The following is a 20,495-nucleotide window of genomic DNA, read 5'->3' as shown; positions in this document are numbered from 1 at the left end:
CGGACTCCCGCCGCGAGGCGAAAAGAGCACAGATTACGGTGGCCAGTCTTGACTCGCTATGCGGTTGATGGCACGCACAAGAGCCAGGGCACACCCCAGGCACAAGGTCTGAGCGTACCTACCTCAAACGCTACGGTCAAAACAAATGGGCCCCGCCCGCATCGCCATGCGGACCATGTCAAGACCCTGCACCGTGGTTGATCTTCGATTTCACGCTCCGGTCATCCACGGCGGCTACGTCACCGCAGCTCAGGCGGCTCACGCGCCGGCGATCGCCGCCGCCATGAGGATCGTGATGATCAGTGCCCATCCGGCGACCGACATCCAGCCCAGCACGAGCCCGGTCATCGCCAGTCCGTCGCCCCGCTCGCCGGTGCGCTGCATCTCACTGCGCGCACTGTGCCCGAGGATGACCGCGGGCAGCCCGGTGAGGCCGCCGGTCACCACCGTGAGCACCCCGCAGATGAGGGAACCGACCGCCTTGGCGTTCGTGGGCGGGGCCGGCAGGAAGGTGGGTGGCACGGGCCCCACGGGCGGCCTGTTGACCGGTACGGGCCCCTGCGGCAGGTCGGCGACCAGCAGCGCCAGCTCCCCCACCGTCCGCGCCTCGTAGGCCCGCGCGACCCGCCTCTCGAACTCGGAGTGCTGCAGCCGCCCTTCCCCGTACCCGGCTCTGAGCACATCGACGGCCCGCTCGCGCTCCGCGTGGGAGGCGAGCATGGAAGAGGTGGCCTGGGCCTGCCAGGGCTGCGGGACACCTTGTCCCGACTGCCACGGCTGCCATGGCGTCGGCTGCGACTGCGACACGGGCGCCTCCCCCCAAAAGCGAATCAACGCCTCCATCATCCTCTAACGCATCGTTTCCGGCACCGGTTCCCGGACGAGGACATCTACTTCCGGCCGCCACCGAAGCCCGACATCCGAAACCCTCTCGATACGGCACGGATCGCCCCCTGACGCCGGGACCGGAGCGCGCCCCGGCGGCTCCCAGGTGTACGAGGGCGGCGGTCGGGACGTGCGTCCGCGGGAGCTGTGCTGCGTCGCGCCGAGGCGTGGAGTCCGGTGTCCGGCAGGGCCGGAGCCGGCGCCCGGCCGGCGGCGCACGGTTGCCGCGCGGCGGCCGGGCACGGGGCGCAGGGCGGATCGCCCTGCGCACGCCGAAGGGCGGCCGCCCCACGGGGTGACCGCCCTTCGGTTGACGTGCGCCTTACTGGTTGTACGGACCGTAGTCGTAGTCCTCCAGCGGGACGGCCTGGCCGGAGCCGGTGCCGAACGGCGAGTAGTCGATGTCGTCGTAGCCGACGGCCGAGTACATCGCGGCCTTGGCCTCCTCGGTCGGCTCGACCCGGATGTTGCGGTAGCGGGACAGACCCGTACCGGCCGGGATGAGCTTACCGATGATGACGTTCTCCTTGAGGCCGATGAGCGAGTCGGACTTGGCGTTGATCGCCGCGTCCGTGAGGACTCGCGTCGTCTCCTGGAAGGACGCCGCCGACAGCCAGGACTCCGTGGCCAGCGAGGCCTTGGTGATACCCATGAGCTGCGGACGACCGGAGGCCGGGTGACCGCCCTCCTGGACCACACGACGGTTCTCGGTCTCGAACTTCGAGCGCTCGACCAGCTCGCCGGGCAGCAGCTCGGCGTCGCCGGACTCGATGATCGTCACACGGCGCAGCATCTGCCGGATGATGATCTCGATGTGCTTATCGTGGATCGACACACCCTGCGAGTTGTAGACCTTCTGGACCTCGCCGACCAGGTGGACCTGGACGGCACGCTGGCCCAGGATGCGCAGCACGTCGTGCGGGTTTGTGGCACCCACGGTGAGCTTCTGGCCCACCTCGACGTGCTCGCCCTCGCTGACCAGGAGTCGGGCGCGCTTCGAGATCGGGTACGCCGTCTCGTCGCTGCCGTCGTCCGGCGTGATGACGATCTTCTTGGTCTTCTCCGTCTCCTCGATGCGAACGCGGCCGCTCGCCTCGGAGATGGGAGCCACACCCTTCGGGGTACGGGCCTCGAAGAGCTCGACGACACGCGGCAGACCCTGGGTGATGTCGTCACCGGCCACACCACCGGTGTGGAAGGTACGCATCGTCAGCTGGGTGCCGGGCTCACCGATGGACTGGGCGGCGATGATGCCGACCGCCTCACCGATGTCGACCAGCTTGCCGGTGGCCAGCGAACGGCCGTAGCACATGGCGCAGGTGCCGACCTGGGACTCGCAGGTCAGGATCGAACGGGTCTTGACCTCCTCGACACCGTGGTGCACCAGCTGGTCGATGAGCACGTCGCCCAGGTCCACGTTGGCCGGCGCGATCACCTTGCCGTCGATGACGACGTCCTCGGCGAGCATGCGGGCGTAGACGCTGGTCTCGACGTCGTCCGCCTTGCGCAGGACGCCGTCGGCGCCGCGCGAGGCGATCCGCAGCTTCAGACCGCGCTCGGTGCCGCAGTCCTCCTCGCGGATGATGACGTCCTGGGAGACGTCGACCAGACGACGGGTGAGGTAACCCGAGTCGGCGGTACGCAGAGCGGTGTCCGCCAGACCCTTACGGGCACCGTGCGTGGAGATGAAGTACTCCAGCACGGACAGGCCCTCACGGAACGACGCCTTGATCGGACGCGGGATCGTCTCGTTCTTCGCGTTCGACACCAGACCACGCATACCGGCGATCTGACGCATCTGCATCATGTTGCCTCGTGCACCCGAGTTCACCATCATGAAGATCGGGTTGGTCTTCGGGAAGTTGTCGTTCATCGCCTCGGCGACCTCGTTGGTCGCCTTGGTCCAGATCGCGATGAGCTCCTGCGTGCGCTCGTCCTTGGTGATCAGACCGCGCTCGTACTGCTTCTGGACCTTCTCGTCCTGCGCCTCGTAGCCCTTGACGATCTCCTTCTTCGCGTCGGGGACGACGACGTCGGAGATGGCGACGGTGACGCCGGAACGGGTGGCCCAGTAGAAGCCGGCCGCCTTCAGGTTGTCGAGCGTCGCCGCCACGATGACCTTGGGGTAGCGCTCGGCGAGGTCGTTGACGATCTCGGAGAGCTGCTTCTTGCCGACCTCGTAGTCGACGAACGGGTAGTCCTCGGGCAGCAGTTCGTTGAAGAGCGCACGGCCGAGCGTGGTCTTCAGACGGAAGCTGTCACCCTGCTGCCACTCCGGCTCGCCCTCCTCCTGCGCCGGCGGGGTCCAGCCGCGCGGCGGGATGGTGCCCACCGGGAAGCGGATGTCCACGCGCGACTGCAGCGAGAGCTCGCCGGCGTCGAACGCCATGATCGCCTCGGCCACGGACGCGAAGGAGCGGTCCTCGCCCTTGACGTTGCGCATCTCGCCGTCGGTGGTCAGGAAGAACAGACCGAGGACCATGTCCTGGGTCGGCATCGTCACCGGACGGCCGTCGGCCGGCTTGAGGATGTTGTTCGAGGACAGCATGAGGATGCGGGCCTCGGCCTGCGCCTCCGCGGACAGCGGCAGGTGCACGGCCATCTGGTCACCGTCGAAGTCCGCGTTGAACGCGGTGCACACGAGCGGGTGGATCTGGATGGCCTTGCCCTCGACCAGCTGCGGCTCGAAGGCCTGGATGCCGAGGCGGTGCAGGGTGGGAGCACGGTTCAGCAGAACCGGGTGCTCGGCGATGACCTCTTCGAGGACGTCGTACACGACCGTGCGGCCGCGCTCCACCATGCGCTTGGCGCTCTTGATGTTCTGCGCGTGGTTCAGGTCGACCAGGCGCTTCATCACGAACGGCTTGAACAGCTCCAGCGCCATCGCCTTCGGCAGACCGCACTGGTGCAGCTTCAGCTGCGGACCGACGACGATCACGGAACGCGCCGAGTAGTCGACACGCTTGCCGAGCAGGTTCTGACGGAATCGACCCTGCTTGCCCTTCAGCATGTCGCTGAGGGACTTCAGCGGGCGGTTACCGGGACCGGTCACCGGACGGCCGCGACGACCGTTGTCGAAGAGGGCGTCAACGGCCTCCTGAAGCATGCGCTTCTCGTTGTTGACGATGATCTCGGGCGCGCCGAGGTCGAGGAGCCTCTTCAGACGGTTGTTGCGGTTGATCACACGGCGGTACAGGTCGTTCAGGTCGGAGGTCGCGAAGCGGCCACCGTCCAGCTGCACCATCGGGCGGAGGTCCGGCGGGATGACCGGCACGCAGTCCAGCACCATGCCCTTGGGGCTGTTGCTGGTCTGCAGGAACGCGGAGACGACCTTCAGGCGCTTGAGCGCACGGGTCTTCTTCTGGCCCTTGCCGGTACGGATGATCTCGCGGAGGCGCTCGGCCTCCTCGTCGAGGTCGAAGGACTCCAGGCGCTTCTGCAGCGCCGCGGCACCCATCGAACCGTCGAAGTACGTGCCGAAGCGGTCACGCAGCTCGCGGTAGAGGAGTTCGTCGCCCTCGAGGTCCTGGACCTTGAGGTTCTTGAACCGGGTCCACACCTCGTCGAGGCGGTCGATCTCGCGCTGCGAACGGTCGCGCAGCTGCTTCATCTCACGCTCGGCGCCCTCGCGCACCTTGCGGCGCACGTCGGCCTTGGCACCCTCGGCCTCGAGCTCGGCCAGGTCGGACTCGAGCTTCTTGGCGCGGGCCTCCAGGTCGGCGTCCCGGCGGTTCTCGATCTGCTGCCGCTCGACCGAGACGTGCGCCTCCAGGGAGGGCAGGTCGCGGGTACGGCGCTCCTCGTCGACGTACGTGATCATGTACGCCGCGAAGTAGATGACCTTCTCCAGGTCCTTCGGGGCCAGGTCGAGCAGGTAGCCCAGGCGCGACGGGACGCCCTTGAAGTACCAGATGTGCGTGACGGGGGCGGCCAGTTCGATGTGGCCCATCCGCTCACGGCGCACCTTGGCGCGAGTCACCTCGACGCCGCAGCGCTCACAGATGATGCCCTTGAACCGGACACGCTTGTACTTGCCGCAGTAGCACTCCCAGTCCCGGGTCGGACCGAAGATCTTCTCGCAGAAGAGTCCGTCCTTTTCCGGCTTGAGCGTGCGGTAGTTGATCGTCTCGGGCTTCTTGACCTCGCCGTGGCTCCACTGACGGATGTCGTCGGCGGTGGCCAGGCCGATCCGGAGCTCATCGAAGAAGTTGACGTCGAGCACTATGCGTCAATCCCTCTCAGGGTTGAAAGTCTTGGGGTCTGAAACGGGGGTCCAGGGGCCGGCCGGAGATTCCTCACCAGATCCTCCGGCCGGACTCCCGTCAGACCTCTTCGACGCTGCTCGGCTCGCGCCGGGACAGGTCGATGCCGAGCTCCTCCGCAGCGCGGAAGACGTCCTCGTCGGTGTCACGCATCTCGATGGACATACCGTCGCTGGACAGCACCTCCACGTTCAGGCAGAGCGACTGCATCTCCTTGATGAGCACCTTGAAGGACTCGGGGATGCCGGGCTCGGGGATGTTCTCGCCCTTGACGATGGCCTCGTAGACCTTCACGCGGCCGGTGACGTCGTCGGACTTGATGGTCAGCAGCTCCTGGAGGGCGTACGCGGCGCCGTAGGCCTCGAGGGCCCACACCTCCATCTCACCGAAGCGCTGGCCACCGAACTGCGCCTTACCACCCAGCGGCTGCTGGGTGATCATCGAGTACGGGCCGGTCGAGCGGGCGTGCAGCTTGTCGTCGACCAGGTGGTGCAGCTTGAGGATGTACATGTACCCGATCGAGATCGGGTCCGGGAACGGCTCACCGGAGCGGCCGTCGAACAGCCTCGCCTTACCGGTCGGCTGCACCATGCGCTCGCCGTCGCGGTTCGGGATGGTGTGCTGCAGCAGACCCGCGAGCTCGTCCTCGCGCGCACCGTCGAAGACGGGGGTCGCGACGTTCGTGCCCGGGTCGACCTGGTCGGCGCCGATCGCCTGGAGGCGCTGCGCCCACTCCTCGCCGAGGCCGGAGACGTCCCAGCCGCGGCTGGCGAGCCAGCCGAGGTGGATCTCCAGGACCTGTCCCGGGTTCATTCGGGACGGGACACCCAGCGGGTTGAGGATGATGTCGACCGGGGTGCCGTCCTCCAGGAACGGCATGTCCTCGATCGGCAGGATCTTGGAGATGACGCCCTTGTTGCCGTGACGGCCGGCGAGCTTGTCACCGTCGGTGATCTTGCGCTTCTGCGCGACGTAGACGCGCACCAGCTGGTTCACACCGGGGGGAAGCTCGTCGCCCTCCTCGCGGTCGAAGACGCGGACGCCGATGACCTTGCCGGTCTCGCCGTGCGGCACCTTCAGCGAGGTGTCACGGACCTCACGGGCCTTCTCACCGAAGATCGCGCGCAGCAGGCGCTCCTCCGGCGTCAGCTCGGTCTCACCCTTGGGCGTGACCTTGCCGACGAGGATGTCACCGGCGATGACCTCGGCGCCGATGCGGATGATGCCGCGCTCGTCGAGGTCGGCGAGGACCTCCTCGGAGACGTTCGGGATGTCCCGGGTGATCTCCTCGGGGCCGAGCTTGGTGTCACGGGCGTCGACCTCGTGCTCCTCGATGTGGATCGAGGAGAGGACGTCGTCCTGCACGAGGCGCTGCGACAGGATGATCGCGTCCTCGTAGTTGTGACCCTCCCACGGCATGAACGCGACCAGCAGGTTCTTGCCGAGCGCCATCTCGCCGTTCTGGGTGGCGGGACCGTCGGCGAGCACCTGGCCCGTGATGATCCGGTCGCCCTCGTTGACGATGACCTTCTGGTTGACCGAGGTGCCCTGGTTGGACCGGGAGAACTTGGCCAGGCGGTACGTGATGTACGTGCCGTCGTCGTTGGCGGTGGTGATGTAGTCCGCGGAGACCTCCTGGACCACACCGTCCTTCTCGGCCTTGACCACGTCGCCGGCGTCGACCGCGGAGCGGTACTCCATGCCGGTGCCGACGAGCGGCGCCTCGCTCTTGATCAGCGGCACGGCCTGACGCATCATGTTCGCGCCCATGAGGGCACGGTTGGCGTCGTCGTGCTCGAGGAACGGGATCATGGCGGTCGCGACCGACACCATCTGGCGCGGCGAGACGTCCATGTAGTCGACGTCGTCGCCGGGGACGTAGTCGACCTCTCCGCCACGACGGCGGACCAGGACCCGGGACTCCTCGAACCGCATGTCGTCGTTGAGCGTGGCGTTGGCCTGCGCGATGACGAAGCGGTCCTCCTCGTCGGCGGTCAGGTAGTCCACCTCGTCGGTGACCTGGCCGTCGATGACCTTGCGGTACGGGGTCTCGACGAAGCCGAACGCGTTGACCCGGCCGTAGGAGGCGAGCGAGCCGATCAGACCGATGTTCGGGCCTTCGGGGGTCTCGATCGGGCACATGCGGCCGTAGTGCGAGGGGTGCACGTCACGGACCTCGAAGCCGGCCCGCTCACGGGAGAGACCACCCGGGCCAAGGGCCGACAGACGGCGCTTGTGGGTGAGACCCGACAGCGGGTTGTTCTGGTCCATGAACTGCGACAGCTGGCTGGTGCCGAAGAACTCCTTGATGGAGGCGACGACCGGCCGGATGTTGATCAGGGTCTGCGGCGTGATCGCCTCGACGTCCTGGGTCGTCATGCGCTCACGCACGACGCGCTCCATACGGGCCAGACCCGTGCGGACCTGGTTCTGGATGAGCTCGCCGACGCTGCGCAGACGACGGTTGCCGAAGTGGTCGATGTCATCGGTCTCGACGACGATCGTCTGACCGTTGTCCCCGACCGTCTCGGTCTCGCCGGCGTGCAGCTTCACCAGGTACTTGATCGTCGAGATGATGTCCTCGACGGTCAGGATGCCGGCGTCCAGCGGAGCGTCCGCGGCCAGCTTCTTGTTGACCTTGTAGCGGCCGACCTTGGCGAGGTCGTAGCGCTTGGGGTTGAAGTAGAGGTTCTCAAGAAGCGTCTGCGCGGCCTCACGCGTGGGGGGCTCGCCCGGACGCAGCTTGCGGTAGATGTCGAGCAGCGCGTCGTCCTGGCCCTGGGTGTGGTCCTTCTCCAGGGTGGCGCGCATCGACTCGTACTCGCCGAACTCCTCCAGGATCTGCTCGGTCGTCCAGCCGAGCGCCTTCAGAAGGACGGTGACGGACTGCTTGCGCTTGCGGTCGATACGGACACCGACCATGTCGCGCTTGTCGATCTCCATCTCCAGCCAGGCACCCCGGGACGGGATGATCTTGGCCGAGAAGATGTCCTTGTCGGACGTCTTGTCGATGGAGGAGTCGAAGTAGACGCCGGGCGAGCGGACCAGCTGCGACACCACGACACGCTCGGTGCCGTTGATGACGAAGGTGCCCTTGTTGGTCATGAGCGGGAAGTCGCCCATGAAGACCGTCTGGGACTTGATCTCGCCGGTCTCGTTGTTGGTGAACTCCGCCGTCACGAAGAGCGGGGCGGCGTACGTGAAGTCGCGCTCCTTGCACTCGTCGATGCTGTTCTTCGGCGGCTCGAAGCGGTGGTCGCGGAACGTCAGCGACATGGACCCGGAGAAGTCCTCGATCGGGGAGATCTCCTCGAAGATCTCCTCCAGACCGGACTTGGTGGGGACGTCCTGACCGGACTCCAGAGCCTCCTCGACCCGACTCTGCCAAGCGGTGTTGCCGAGCAGCCAGTCAAAGCTCTCGGTCTGAAGCGCGAGCAGGTTGGGAACCTCGAGAGGCTCCTTGATCTTTGCAAAGGAGATGCGCAGCGGGGCGGTGCTGGCGCCGTTGTTCATATTCGCGTTCGAGGCAGTGCGCGAGGCGGCCAAGAGGGGGTCCTTCCGAGGGCTCGGACTCACTACGCGCTCCCCGGCCCCTCACCCCACACAAGCGACAGAAATCCCAGGTCAGGGAGATCCGATCGAAGGTGCCGAGGCGAGGGCAGACCCCTGGTGACGGGCAGGGGACAGCTAACAGGCAGCGCAAAGGGTCAGTGTAGCCACTTGGCGCACTGATGTCCAGCCCCGATTTTCTGAGACCCTCGTTGTCCTCAACGCCCTCGGCATGGTCGCCCTCAACGCACGTTGATACTGCCCTCTTCGTCGCCGATCCATGCCTCGGATTCGGACCGTTCTGGCGACGCGTCCTGAGAATTGCGCGCTGCGTGCGGTTCGTCAAGGCCCCGTAGCCCGAACCGGGGCCGCCCGGAGACACGACGAAGATCACCATACCCCTCGTGTACGAGGCCGCAAGGCAACCGTGGCCACGCCTCCAGGAACGCCGAAGAGCGACCACCCGGATGGATGATCGCTCCTCAGTGCTTACGCGTTACAGCCCTTAGGGCTGTAAGAGGTCTTACTTGACCTCGACGGAGGCGCCGGCGCCCTTGAGGGACTCGGCGGCCTTCTCGGCGGCGTCCTTGGCGACCTTCTCGAGAACGGGCTTCGGGGCGCCGTCCACGAGGTCCTTGGCCTCCTTCAGGCCGAGGGAGGTCAGCTCACGCACGACCTTGATGACCTGGATCTTCTTGTCGCCGGCACCCGTGAGGATGACGTCGAACTCGTCCTTCTCCTCGACGGCCTCGGCGGCAGCGCCACCAGCGGCACCGCCGGCCACGACGACCGGGGCGGCGGCGGCAGCGGTGACGTCGAACTTCTCCTCGAACGCCTTCACGAACTCGGAGAGCTGGATGAGGGTCATGCCCTCGAACTCGGCGAGCAGTTCGTCCTGGGTGAGAGCCACGATGGCTTTCCTTCCACTAATTTCGGCTGGTGCCGTGATGTACATGTCTGGCGGGCGTACGTTCGGCCCGCTACGACCGTTGCCTTCGGCGGCTGCCTCCGGCGGCGGTCATGATGCGAGCCGAGTTACTCGGCACCGCCCTGCTCGTCCTGCTTGGCACGGAGCGCGTCCACGGTGCGGACGAGCTTCGACGGCAGCGCCTGGAAGAGGGAGGCAGCCTGGGACTGCTTGCCCTTCATGGCACCGGCCAGCTTGGAGAGCAGAACCTCGCGGGACTCGAGGTCCGCAAGCTTCTTGATCTCGTCGGCGGACAGAGCCTTGCCGTCAAGGACACCGCCCTTGATGACGAGGTTCGGGTTGTCCTTGGCGAAGTCACGAAGACCCTTCGCCGACTCCACCGGGTCACCGGTGACGAAGGCGACCGCCGTCGGACCGTTGAACAGGTCGTCGAGCGTCGTGATCCCGGCCTCGTTGGCCGCAATCTTGGTCAGCGTGTTCTTCACCACGGCGTACTGGGCGTTCTCACCGAGCGAGCGGCGCAGCGTCTTGAGCTGCGCCACGGTGAGACCCCGGTACTCGGTCAGCACGGCGGCGCTCGAGCTGCGGAACTGCTCCGTCAGCTCGGCTACCGCGGCAGCCTTGTCGGGCCTTGCCATAGAGCGTCGGCCTCCTTCCGGGTGATGACGACCGCTCGGAAGGGGCTGGGGAAAACGAAACGCCCCGGCGCAGGCGCACGGGGCGTAGCTCGACCGGAGATCCCCTTGGACAGGGGCGTACCCGGGAGCACTTCCACAGTCACCTGCGCGGGTCGTCCGCAGTTCAGCGGATCCTTCGGCCACCGGGCCCTCTCACGAGCGCACGGCAACGACCAGCGGTCTTTGGCTTCTGTAGGAGAGTACGGGACCCGGTCGCCGTCAGGCAAATCCGCCCGTACGGCTCAGCCCTGGAGGCCCTTCATCATCTCGGCGAGATCGGCGGTGTCCTTGGCCGGCGGGGCCGTGACCTTCACCGGCTTGTCGAAGTCGAGGAAGGTGAACGTCAGGTCGAGGGGCCCCTTGTCGGCGTCTCCGCGCATCCGGACCTGCTTGGTGTGGTCCTGGCCGTCGACCCACATGTCCATGTGAGCGCGTCCAAGGTCGGAGCCCATGGTGGTCGTGGAGCGGACCCGGGCGGAGTCCGCGCGGTCGGTGGAACTCTCGGCCGCGCGCAGGGCCGTGACGACGGCGGGGTGGGCGGTGACCTTGCCGGACGCCCTGCCGCCGCGGTCCGTGTCACCGAAGGCGTCGGAGGAGGTGCAGCCGGCGGCGCCCGCGAGCGCGGCCACCACCGCGATCGCGACGGTCCCACGGCACACGGTCGTGCCCCTCATACGTCCCCACCCCCATGAGATTGCCGTGCTCGCACGCTGACCCAGGGCACTGACGGACGCGCCGGAAAAGGCGGGGGCCCCGCAACCTCGGAAGGTTGCGGGGCCCGCCACTGCTTGCGCCTGCGCGCGGCCGCCGTCGGATCAGACGGCGGCCGGGTCCTCCTCGACGAGGAGGTTGCGGGTGCGGTTCGGGTCGACCGGGATGCCGGGGCCCATCGTGGTGCTGATGGCGGCCTTCTTGATGTAGCGACCCTTGGCGGCGGACGGCTTCAGACGGGTGATCTCGTCCAGCGCCGCGGCGTAGTTCTCCACCAGCTTGTCGTCCTCGAAGGACGTCTTGCCGATGATGAAGTGCAGGTTCGAGTGCTTGTCGACGCGGAACTCGATCTTGCCGCCCTTGATGTCGGTGACGGCCTTCGCCACGTCCGGGGTCACGGTGCCGGTCTTCGGGTTCGGCATGAGACCACGGGGACCGAGCACGCGGCCGAGGCGGCCGACCTTGCCCATGAGGTCCGGGGTGGCGACGACGGCGTCGAAGTCCAGGCGGCCCTTCGAAACCTCGTCGATCAGCTCGTCGGAGCCGACGATGTCGGCGCCCGCGGCCTCCGCGGCCGCAGCACGGTCACCGGTCGCGAAGACCAGGACCCGGGCAGTCTTGCCGGTGCCGTGCGGCAGGTTCACGGTGCCACGGACCATCTGGTCGGCCTTGCGCGGGTCGACACCCAGACGGAAGGCGACCTCGACGGTGCCGTCGAACTTGGACGTGGAGGTCTCCTTGGCGAGACGGACGGCCTCGAGCGGGGCGTACAGCTTCTCCCGGTCGATCTTCTCGTCCGCAGCGCGAAGGGCCTTGCTGCGCTTGCTCACTACTTCTCCTGAGGTTTTTAGGAGTCGTGGTACGGGCCGAGCAGGCCCTGCCACTTCTGCTTGATGTACGGGGGAGGTGGGGCTCAGCCCTCGACCGTGATGCCCATGGAACGGGCGGTGCCGGCGATGATCTTCGACGCGGCGTCCAGGTCGTTGGCGTTCAGGTCGGGAAGCTTGGTCTGGGCGATCTCGCGGACCTGCGCCTCGGTGATCTTGGCGACCTTGGTCTTGTGCGGCTCGCCGGAGCCCTTCTCGACACCCGCGGCCTTGAGGATCATCTTGGCGGCCGGCGGCGTCTTGGTGATGAAGGTGAAGGAGCGGTCCTCGTAGACCGTGATCTCCACCGGGATCACCCAGCCACGCTGCGACTCGGTCGCGGCGTTGTACGCCTTGCAGAACTCCATGATGTTGACGCCGTGCTGGCCCAGCGCGGGGCCGACCGGCGGAGCCGGGTTCGCCGCACCGGCGTTGATCTGGAGCTTGATGAGCCCCGTGACCTTCTTCTTCTTGGGAGGCATAGCTCTCCGCGTCCTTTCGGTTCGGGTCCTGCCTGCACGCGGGGACCACCCGAACGCAGGCATACCGCACAACGATAACGGGTATAGATGCGCGGCCAAAAACCGAGCAGGTCAGGAAGGCTGAGGACAGCCCGCCTGACCTGCTCGGAAGCTCTTTTTCGGAAGAAGCTAGTTCTTCTGGATCTGGTCGAAGCTCAGCTCGACCGGGGTCTCGCGGCCGAAGATCTCCACCAGACCCTTGACCTTCTTGGAGTCCGGGTTGATCTCGTTGATCGTCGCCTGCAGCGTGGCGAACGGGCCGTCGGTGACGGTGACCGAGTCGCCCACCTCGAAGTCCAGCACCTGGACCTCGACCTTGCGCTGCGGAGCCGGCTTGCCCTCGGCCTCGGCGGCCTCACGGGCGGCCTTCTCCTCGGCCTCCGGGGCGAGCATCTTGACGATCTCGTCCAGCGTCAGCGGGTACGGGTCGTAGGCGTTGCCCACGAACCCGGTGACACCCGGGGTGTTGCGGACGACGCCCCAGGACTCGTTCGTCAGGTCCATGCGGACCAGGACGTAACCCGGCAGCTTGTTCTGCTTGATCGTCTTGCGGTCGCCGTTCTTGATCTGGACGACCTCTTCCTGCGGCACCTCGGCCTGGAAGATGTAGTCCTCGACGTTCAGCGAGACGGCGCGCTGCTCCAGGTTGGTCTTCACGCGGTTCTCGTAACCGGCGTAGGTGTGGATGACGTACCACTCGCCGGGCAGGGTGCGCAGCTCCTCGCGCAGGGCGGCGACGGGGTCGACGGGCTCCGCGGGCTCCGTCTCCTCCTCGGCGACGGCCTCTTCCTCGGCGTCGTCGGCATCCTCGGCGTCCTCGTCCACGACGTGGACGGCGTCCTCCTCGGCGGCCTCGCCGGCCTCTGCGTCCGCAGCCTCGAACTCGTCCAGGTCGTCGTCCGCGCCCTCGACGATGTCGAGCTCGTCGTCCACGGACTCGTCCGGCTCGATGGCGTCGTCGTTCAGGTTCGTGTCAGACACGGTGGCTGCTTCTTCCTGGATACATAGGGGTGGAACATGCGAAAAGGGGCGCCGGTAACCACGGCGCCCTTCGCTTTCGACTCAGCCGAAGACGTACTTGGCCGCGTGGTTGAGCCCATAGTCAATCACGGTCACCAGGGCGATCATGATGGCGACGAAGAAGATCACCACGGTGGTGTACGACGTCAGCTGGTTGCGCGTCGGCCAGACGACCTTGCGGAGCTCGGCGATGACCTGGCGGTAGAAAAGGGCAAGCCGCTTGAGCGGACCCTTCTTGGCCCGCTTGCCGCCCTTCCGGGCCTTCTTCTTGGTCTCCTGAGCCTCGTCCTGGGCATCAGGCGTATCGATGGAGCCCACGGCGTCCGCCATTCGTCCTCACCTGTTCCCGGGTCGTGGCCGTGCCGCGCCCGGTCTGAGCCGCACGGCGGTGCGTTGCTGTACGTACATGCGCACACCTGGCGAAGGTGTGTGTAGCAGGGCCGGAGGGACTTGAACCCCCAACCGCCGGTTTTGGAGACCGGTGCTCTACCAATTGAGCTACGACCCTTTGGTGTGTCCCCCAACGTACCGCATCCGACCGGGTGCTCGGTGTGCACCGGCTGCGGCGCGGCTGCTGAAGGCCAACGAGGTGAGAGTGTACGTGTTCCGGAGCCCTCCGTCGAACAGAAAGCCCGCGTACGGGGCTTGGCGGAGGAGGATCGTCACGAAACCCGTGGAAGATCACCCAGGCCATGGCCCCGTTCCGGACGGGTGTTCAGCGACCGACCCCTGGATGTTCAGTCTGTGAAACCCGCGTGCCCGGCATGTTTCCGGTCTGGAACGATGGGCTCCATGAGCCCTGCAACCCCTCCCACCGAGCGCCGGGTCTCCGCCCGAGTCGGCGCGATCTCCGAGTCCGCCACCCTCGCCGTGGACGCCAAGGCCAAGGCCCTCAAGGCAGCCGGGCGTCCGGTGATCGGCTTCGGCGCCGGTGAGCCCGACTTCCCGACCCCGGACTACATCGTCGAGGCGGCCGTCGAGGCCTGCAAGAACCCCAAGTACCACCGGTACACGCCGGCCGGCGGCCTGCCCGAGCTGAAGTCCGCGATCGCCGCGAAGACGCTGCGCGACTCCGGCTGGGAGCCCGACGTCTCGCAGATCCTCGTCACCAACGGTGGCAAGCAGGCCATCTACGAGGCCTTCGCCGCGATCCTCGACCCGGGCGACGAGGTCATCGTGCCCGCGCCGTACTGGACGACGTACCCGGAGTCGATCCGTCTCGCCGGCGGTGTGCCCGTGGAGGTCGTCGCGGACGAGACGACCGGCTACCGCGTGAGCGTGGAGCAGCTGGAGGCGGCCCGTACGGAGAAGACGAAGGTCGTCCTCTTCGTCTCGCCGTCCAACCCGACCGGCGCGGTGTACTCCGAGGCCGAGACCGAGGCGATCGGCCGCTGGGCCGTCGAGCACGGCCTGTGGGTGCTGACCGACGAGATCTACGAGCACCTCGTCTACGGCGACGCGGTCTCCGTGTCCCTGCCGGCGCTGCTGCCCGAGCTGCGCGACAAGTGCATCGTCGTCAACGGCGTAGCCAAGACGTACGCCATGACCGGCTGGCGTGTCGGCTGGGTCATCGGCCCGAAGGACGTCGTCAAGGCGGCCACCAACCTGCAGTCGCACGCCACGTCGAACGTGTCCAACGTCGCGCAGGTGGCGGCGCTCGCCGCCGTCTCCGGTGACCTGGAGGCCGTCGCGAAGATGCGCGAGGCCTTCGACCGGCGCCGCAAGACCATCGTGCGGATGCTCAACGAGATCGACGGCGTCGTCTGCCCCGAGCCCGAGGGCGCGTTCTACGCCTACCCGTCCGTGAAGGCCCTGCTCGGCAAGGAGATCCGCGGCAAGCGGCCGCAGGACACCGTCGAGCTCGCCGCGCTGATCCTGGAGGAGGCCGAGGTCGCGGTCGTCCCGGGTGAGGCCTTCGGCACCCCGGGATATCTTCGTCTGTCGTACGCCCTCGGTGACGAGGATCTCGTCGAGGGCGTCTCGCGGATCCAGAAGCTGCTGGCGGAGGCCCGGGACTGAGAACCCGGCTTCTGGCAACGGCTGAGCGGACCCCCTCGCGTGAGGGGGTCCGCTCTTTCGTGCGAGCAAGACCACTAACGTGGATTCCGCTACCGGGACGGCGGGGACGTACGGCAGGATCCTGGGATGGAGCGTGTACGTGATGTCTCTGAGCTGCCGAAGGCCCATCTGCACCTGCACTTCACCGGGTCCATGCGGCCGGGGACCGTCCTGGAACTGGCCGACAAGTACGGCGTGCGGCTGCCCGACGCCCTGACCGAGGCGCTGACCAGCGGGGAGCCGCCGAAGCTGCGGGCCACGGACGAGCGGGGCTGGTTCCGCTTCCAGCGGCTGTACGACGCCGCCCGGTCGTGTCTGCGCGAGCCCGGGGACATCCAGCGGCTGGTGCGCGAGGCCGCCGAGGAGGACGTCCGGGACGGCTCGGGGTGGTTGGAGATCCAGGTCGATCCGACCTCGTACGCCCCTCGGCTGGGCGGATTGATCCCCGCGCTGGAGATCATCCTCGACGCCGTCGAGACCACGTCCAGGGAGACGGGGCTCGGGATGCGGGTGCTCGTCGCCGCGAACCGGATGAAGCATCCGCTGGACGCCCGCACGCTGGCCCGGCTCGCCGTGCGGTACGCGGAGCGGGGCGTCGTGGGCTTCGGGCTGTCCAACGACGAGCGGCGGGGCATGGCCCGCGACTTCGACCGTGCCTTCCACATCGCCCGCGAGGGCGGCCTGCTGTCCGCCCCGCACGGCGGGGAGCTGACCGGGCCGTCGTCGGTACGGGACTGCCTCGACGACCTGCACGCCGACCGGCTGGGGCACGGGGTGCGGGCCGCCGAGGATCCGCGGCTGCTGAAGCGGCTCGCGGACAGGGGCGTCACGTGCGAGGTGTGCCCGGCGTCGAACGTCGCGCTGGGTGTCTACGAGAAGCCCGAGGACGTCCCGCTGCGGACCCTGTACGACGCCGGTGTGCCGCTGGCCCTGGGCGCCGACGATCCGCTGCTGTTCGGGTCCCGGCTCGCCGCGCAGTACGAGATCGCTCGGCGCCACCATGGTTTCGGCGACGAGGAGTTGGCCGAGCTGGCTCGGCAGTCGGTGCGGGGGTCGGCGGCGCCGGAGGATGTGCGGCGGAAGCTGCTGGCGGGGATCGACGACTGGCTGGCGTCTTAGGGCCTGGCCCGTTACAGGCTCACGCCGACCGTCACCGGTTCGTTGACGAGCGTGATGCCGAAGGTGTCGCGGACGCCTGCCACGACCTCGCGGGCGAGGGCGAGGAGGTCCTCCGTGGTGGCTTCGCCCCTGTTGGTGAGGGCGAGGGTGTGCTTGGTGGAGATGCGGGCTGGGCCGGTGCCGTAGCCCTTGGTGAAGCCCGCCTTGTCGATCAGCCAGGCCGCCGAGGTCTTGGTGCGGCCCTCGCCCGCCGGGTAGGCGGGGGGTTCGGCGTCGGGGCCGAGGTGTTCCCTCACGCGTGCGTGGAAGGCGGCGAAGTCGGCGTTCGTGAGGATCGGGTTGGTGAAGAAGGAGCCCGCCGACCAGGTGTCGTGGTCCTCGGGGTCCAGGACCATGCCCTTGCCCGAGCGGAGCTTGAGGACCGTCTCGCGGGCGGCGGGCAGGGGGACGCGGTCGCCGGGGTCCACGCCGAGGGCGCGGGCCGTCTCGGCGTACTTGATGGGGCCGGAGAGGCCGGCCGCGTCCTCGAGGTCGTAGCGGACGCGCAGGACGACGTAGCGGTCGGGGTCGGCCTTGAAGCGGCTGTGGCGGTAGGAGAAGGCGCAGTCGGCGTTCGGGAGGGTGACCGTCTCGCGGGTCGTGCGGTCGTAGGCGACGACCTCGGTGATCGTCGAGGAGACCTCCTGGCCGTACGCGCCCACGTTCTGGATGGGGGTCGCGCCGGCGGAGCCGGGGATGCCGGCCAGGCACTCGATGCCGGCGAGGCCGGCCTCGACCGTGCGGGCGACGACGTCGGTCCACACCTCGCCCGCGGCGAGTTCGAGGCGGGTGCCGTCGAGGGTGAAACCCTTGGTGGCGATGACCAGGGCGGTGCCGGGGAAGCCCTTGTCGCCGATGACCAGGTTCGAGCCGCCGCCGATCAGCAGGAGCGGGGTGCCGGTGTCGTCGGCCTCGCGGACCGCCGCGATGACCTCCGCGTCGGTGGTGGCGGTGATCAGGCGGGAGGCTGGGCCGCCCAGGCGGAAGGTGGTCAGCGGGGCGAGGGGGGCGTCGTGTCGTTCCTGCACGGGCACAAGGGTAGGGCCTCCGGCTTCGGGGCCGCGGTCGGTGTGGGTGCGGGGGCGCGGGCGCCGGGGGTGTGGGTGCGAGGCGGGGGCGGGGTGGGTGTGGGTGCGGGGGCGGGGTGGGGGGTGTCCGTCCTCGGACGGGCGGTGCCGTCGGCCAAGACGCACTCCCAGCCTGACGCCCGCCACTGCGGGCGGACACCCCCCACCCCGCCCCCTCCCCGCCGTAGCCCCCTGCGGGCCGCCACAGCGGATGCCTTACGAGGCCGACAGCCCCGGCAATCGGCCGCGGGCCGTCGTCGCGGCGGGCGGCGCCTGTGGCCACTCGGCTGCGGGTCCGGCGGCTGTGGTCGCTCGCTGGGCCATGGCAGCGGGGGCCTCGGCGGCTGTGCCACTCAGCTCCGGCCGTCGCAGCGGACGTTCGGCGGCTGCACTCGCTCAGCTGCGGGCAGTCGTGCCGCTTGGGCGGCACGGGTGGGCGCAGCGGTACCTCTTGGCCGGGCCGAAGCCCACCTGCCGGGGTACGGGGAAACGGCCCCGACTTTGGGAAGCGGGGCCGTTTCGGGGGGTTGGGTCATCCTGCGACGGGGTCGAGGGTCGGGGTCGGTTCCTCTGCCGGGGAGGTGGCCGTCGGGTGGGGCGCGCGACGCCTCGGGATCAGCAGCGCCGCGGCTCCCGCGACCGCGACCACCGCCGCCCCGGTGACCAGCGCCGGCTGCAGACCGTCGACGAAGGTCTGGGCGGATTCGTACCCACCCTGGGACGAGAAGATCGACGACATGATCGCGATGCCCAGTGCGCCCCCCACCTCACGCAGCGCGTTGTTCGCACCGGAGGCGATGCCCTGCTCAGTGGCGCGGACGCTGGACATGACCAGGTTGGCGGCCGGAGCGAAGAACAGACCCATGCCGACGCCGCTGATGATCAGGGCCGGGAGCTGGGCGGCGTAGGACACCTCGGGGTCGACCACGGAAGCCATCCAGCCGAGCCCCGCCGCCTGGAAGAAGAGGCCCGCGGCAACCACGGGCCGGCCTCCGATGCGGTCGGACAGGATGCCGGCGACCGGGGCGACGAGCATCGGCATGCCGGTCCAGGGGAGCATCCGCAGGCCCGCCTCGGTGGGCGAGTAGCCGAGGACGCCCTGCATGAACTGGCTGAGCAGGAAGATCGAGCCGAACATCCCGAGGAACATGAGCAGGCTCGCCGCGTTGATGCCGGAGAAGGCCCGCGAGCGGAACAGGCGCATCGGCAGCATGGGGTTCTTGGCGCGCAGGCTGTAGAGGACGAAGGCGGTCAGCAGCGCGGCGCCCGCGAACAGGCCGGTGAGGACGAGAGGTGCCGTCCAGCCGTCGGCGGGGCCGCGGACCAGGCCGTAGACGATCCCGAACAGACCACCGCTGGCCAGCAGGGTGCCGGGGATGTCGAGGGGCGCTCCGGTGCCGTGCGACTCGGCCAGGCGGAGGCGGGCGAGCGGCAGCAGGGCGATGCCCAGCGGCACGTTCAGCCAGAAGATCCAGTGCCAGGAGACGTGCTCGGTGAGGCTGCCGCCGATCAGCGGGCCGGAGGCCACCGCCAGGCCGTTGACCGCGCCCCAGATGCCGTACGCCATCCCGCGCTTGGCGGCGGGGACAGCCGCGGTGAGGAGGGTGAGGGTCAGCGGCATCATGATCGCCGCGCCCACGCCCTGGATCGCCCGGGCGGCGATGAGGGCGTCGATGCCGGTCGACATGGCCGCGGCGGCGGAGGCGCCGGTGAATATCGTGAGGCCGGTGAGGAAGAGGCGGCGCCGGCCGAAGCGGTCGCCCAGTGCCGCGCCGAACATCAGGAGGACGGCGAAGGTCAGGGTGTAGGCACTGACCGTCCATTCCAGGTCGTCCAGGGCTCCCCCGAGGTCCTTGCGGATGGAGGGCAGGGCGGTGGTGACTACGAGGTTGTCGAGCGCCGCCATGAATCCGGCGACGCTGGTGATGACGAGGGCCCAGACGGTTCCCCCGCGACGTGCGGTCTGCTCTGACATCGCTCCCCCAGAGGGTCATCAGATGAAGGTCATCGATTAATTAGTTATTGATGACTAACTTTCGCGGGCACGGATGTCCGCCGTGACGGTCGGGTTCTCGCCCTTCCGTCCACCTCTTGCTTCTACTTCTCCAGCCGGCCCCTGAGGCGCGCCTCGGGGTAGAGCCCTTCCCAGATCCTGTGCCCGGGCGGGAAGCCCATGGACACCAGGCAGTTGATGAGCATCCCGTACGCCATGAAGGTCGTCGTCTCATCGGTGTCGGCGCCCAGCGACAGGTGGACCGTGTCCCACAGGCGCATCCAGCCCGCCCGCACCTGCTCGCCGAGTTCGGGCTCGCCGGCCTGTTCGGCGGCGGCCACGGCCACGTACATCTGCATCTGCATCAGCAGCCGCTCGGGCTCCTCGGCGATGACCTTGGTGTAGGCGTTCGCCATGGCGCGCAGGGCCTCCTCGCCCTCCAGACCCTCGGCGGCCTCCTCGAAGGTGCGGATCGTGTCCTCCAGGCACCGCTGGGACGCTGCGAGGAAGATCGCCTTCTTGCCCGGGAAGAGGCGGAAGAGATACGGCTGCGAGACACCCACGCGCTTGGCGATCGCCTCGGTGGACGTGCCGTAGTAGCCGCCGCGGGCGAACTCGGCCGTCGCCGCGCGGATGACACTCTCGCGCCTCTCTTCTGCGCTCATCCTGACCATGCGAGCAAGTTAGTGCTCAATCACTAACTACGTCAAGGGGAGGGCGGGGAGTGCGTTCGCAAGAGGCGGGGGTAAGGGGCGCCCGCCACTGAGGGAGCCCCTTACCGCTCGCCACGCGCGCGCGTG

At 68.2% G+C, this 20,495-nt stretch carries 14 protein-coding genes, 1 tRNA gene and 1 pseudogene; 2 read left to right on the top strand and 14 right to left on the bottom strand.

From position 1 onward, the window contains the following. Nucleotides 1–258: 258 nt before the first annotated feature. The 11 genes and pseudogenes from FBY22_RS00550 to FBY22_RS00495 all read right to left on the bottom strand — a co-directional run bounded on the left by FBY22_RS00550 (nucleotide 259) and on the right by FBY22_RS00495 (nucleotide 13,927). Nucleotides 259–807, bottom strand: a complete 549-nt coding sequence (locus FBY22_RS00550; RefSeq protein ID WP_399210247.1) for a DUF1707 and DUF4190 domain-containing protein — start codon at nucleotides 805–807, stop codon at nucleotides 259–261. Between the two features lie 400 nt (nucleotides 808–1,207). Further along, nucleotides 1,208–5,107 (bottom strand): DNA-directed RNA polymerase subunit beta', encoded by a 3,900-nt coding sequence (locus tag FBY22_RS00545; RefSeq protein ID WP_142141933.1) that lies wholly within the window; start codon nucleotides 5,105–5,107, stop codon nucleotides 1,208–1,210. Nucleotides 5,108–5,207: 100 nt separating this feature from the next. Next, entirely contained in the window at nucleotides 5,208–8,693 is a 3,486-nt protein-coding gene (gene rpoB / locus FBY22_RS00540; protein ID WP_142141932.1) for a DNA-directed RNA polymerase subunit beta, read from the bottom strand. A gap of 526 nt (nucleotides 8,694–9,219) precedes the next feature. Continuing rightward, nucleotides 9,220–9,609, bottom strand: coding sequence for a 50S ribosomal protein L7/L12 (gene rplL / locus FBY22_RS00530; RefSeq protein WP_142147248.1), 390 nt, complete (start codon nucleotides 9,607–9,609; stop codon nucleotides 9,220–9,222). Nucleotides 9,610–9,731: 122 nt separating this feature from the next. After that, complete coding sequence (rplJ, locus tag FBY22_RS00525) at nucleotides 9,732–10,262, bottom strand: 50S ribosomal protein L10 (RefSeq protein ID WP_142141931.1); 531 nt, start codon at nucleotides 10,260–10,262, stop codon at nucleotides 9,732–9,734. 281 nt (nucleotides 10,263–10,543) lie between these two features. Further along, nucleotides 10,544–10,729: pseudogene (locus tag FBY22_RS00520) on the bottom strand (DUF1396 domain-containing protein); the annotation flags it as partial. 387 nt (nucleotides 10,730–11,116) lie between these two features. Next, nucleotides 11,117–11,842: a 50S ribosomal protein L1 gene (gene rplA, locus FBY22_RS00515; RefSeq protein ID WP_142141930.1), complete on the bottom strand. Its 726-nt coding sequence runs from the start codon at nucleotides 11,840–11,842 to the stop codon at nucleotides 11,117–11,119. Between the two features lie 83 nt (nucleotides 11,843–11,925). Beyond that, entirely contained in the window at nucleotides 11,926–12,360 is a 435-nt protein-coding gene (gene rplK, locus FBY22_RS00510; protein WP_055515278.1) for a 50S ribosomal protein L11, read from the bottom strand. 168 nt (nucleotides 12,361–12,528) lie between these two features. After that, nucleotides 12,529–13,380 (bottom strand): transcription termination/antitermination protein NusG, encoded by an 852-nt coding sequence (gene nusG / locus FBY22_RS00505; protein WP_142141929.1) that lies wholly within the window; start codon nucleotides 13,378–13,380, stop codon nucleotides 12,529–12,531. 81 nt (nucleotides 13,381–13,461) lie between these two features. Further along, a complete protein-coding gene (secE, locus tag FBY22_RS00500; protein ID WP_058923780.1) occupies nucleotides 13,462–13,749 on the bottom strand; it encodes a preprotein translocase subunit SecE in 288 nt (95 codons plus the stop codon). A 105-nt stretch (nucleotides 13,750–13,854) separates the two neighbouring features. After that, nucleotides 13,855–13,927 (bottom strand) — tRNA-Trp (locus FBY22_RS00495). A gap of 284 nt (nucleotides 13,928–14,211) precedes the next feature. Between FBY22_RS00495 and FBY22_RS00490 the strand changes: the two genes are divergently transcribed. Together FBY22_RS00490 and FBY22_RS00485 are read left to right on the top strand one after the other, a co-directional pair. Next, on the top strand, nucleotides 14,212–15,438 hold the full coding sequence (locus tag FBY22_RS00490) for a pyridoxal phosphate-dependent aminotransferase (protein WP_160159850.1): 1,227 nt from the start codon (nucleotides 14,212–14,214) through the stop codon (nucleotides 15,436–15,438). A 126-nt stretch (nucleotides 15,439–15,564) separates the two neighbouring features. After that, a complete protein-coding gene (locus tag FBY22_RS00485; protein ID WP_142141927.1) occupies nucleotides 15,565–16,596 on the top strand; it encodes an adenosine deaminase in 1,032 nt (343 codons plus the stop codon). An 11-nt stretch (nucleotides 16,597–16,607) separates the two neighbouring features. On the opposite strand, the gene FBY22_RS00480 is transcribed toward FBY22_RS00485, so the two are convergent. From FBY22_RS00480 to FBY22_RS00470, 3 genes are all read right to left on the bottom strand, one after another. Continuing rightward, nucleotides 16,608–17,663 (bottom strand): UDP-N-acetylmuramate dehydrogenase, encoded by a 1,056-nt coding sequence (locus tag FBY22_RS00480; protein ID WP_142141926.1) that lies wholly within the window; start codon nucleotides 17,661–17,663, stop codon nucleotides 16,608–16,610. A 571-nt stretch (nucleotides 17,664–18,234) separates the two neighbouring features. Beyond that, the gene (locus FBY22_RS00475; protein ID WP_260844675.1) at nucleotides 18,235–19,677 is read right to left on the bottom strand and encodes a DHA2 family efflux MFS transporter permease subunit; all 1,443 of its coding nucleotides are present in this window, start codon (nucleotides 19,675–19,677) and stop codon (nucleotides 18,235–18,237) included. Nucleotides 19,678–19,799: 122 nt separating this feature from the next. Continuing rightward, on the bottom strand, nucleotides 19,800–20,369 hold the full coding sequence (locus FBY22_RS00470; RefSeq protein WP_174267057.1) for a TetR/AcrR family transcriptional regulator: 570 nt from the start codon (nucleotides 20,367–20,369) through the stop codon (nucleotides 19,800–19,802). Between the last annotated feature and the right edge of the window lie 126 nt (nucleotides 20,370–20,495).

The organism is Streptomyces sp. SLBN-31 (genome assembly GCF_006715395.1).
Lineage (GTDB): Bacteria > Actinomycetota > Actinomycetes > Streptomycetales > Streptomycetaceae > Streptomyces.
The sequence above is the reverse complement of the archived record's forward strand: the minus strand, read 5'-3'. Positions and strand labels throughout refer to the sequence as shown.

Coding starts and splice junctions, on each gene's coding strand:
- rplJ (WP_142141931.1), bottom strand. CDS start 10,262: ATGGCAAGGCCCGACAAGGCTGCCGCGGTAGCCGAGCTGACGGAGCAG.
- rplK (WP_055515278.1), bottom strand. CDS start 12,360: ATGCCTCCCAAGAAGAAGAAGGTCACGGGGCTCATCAAGCTCCAGATC.
- secE (WP_058923780.1), bottom strand. CDS start 13,749: ATGGCGGACGCCGTGGGCTCCATCGATACGCCTGATGCCCAGGACGAG.
- FBY22_RS00490 (WP_160159850.1), top strand. CDS start 14,212: ATGAGCCCTGCAACCCCTCCCACCGAGCGCCGGGTCTCCGCCCGAGTC.
- FBY22_RS00485 (WP_142141927.1), top strand. CDS start 15,565: ATGGAGCGTGTACGTGATGTCTCTGAGCTGCCGAAGGCCCATCTGCAC.
- FBY22_RS00475 (WP_260844675.1), bottom strand. CDS start 19,677: ATGTCAGAGCAGACCGCACGTCGCGGGGGAACCGTCTGGGCCCTCGTC.
- FBY22_RS00470 (WP_174267057.1), bottom strand. CDS start 20,369: ATGGTCAGGATGAGCGCAGAAGAGAGGCGCGAGAGTGTCATCCGCGCG.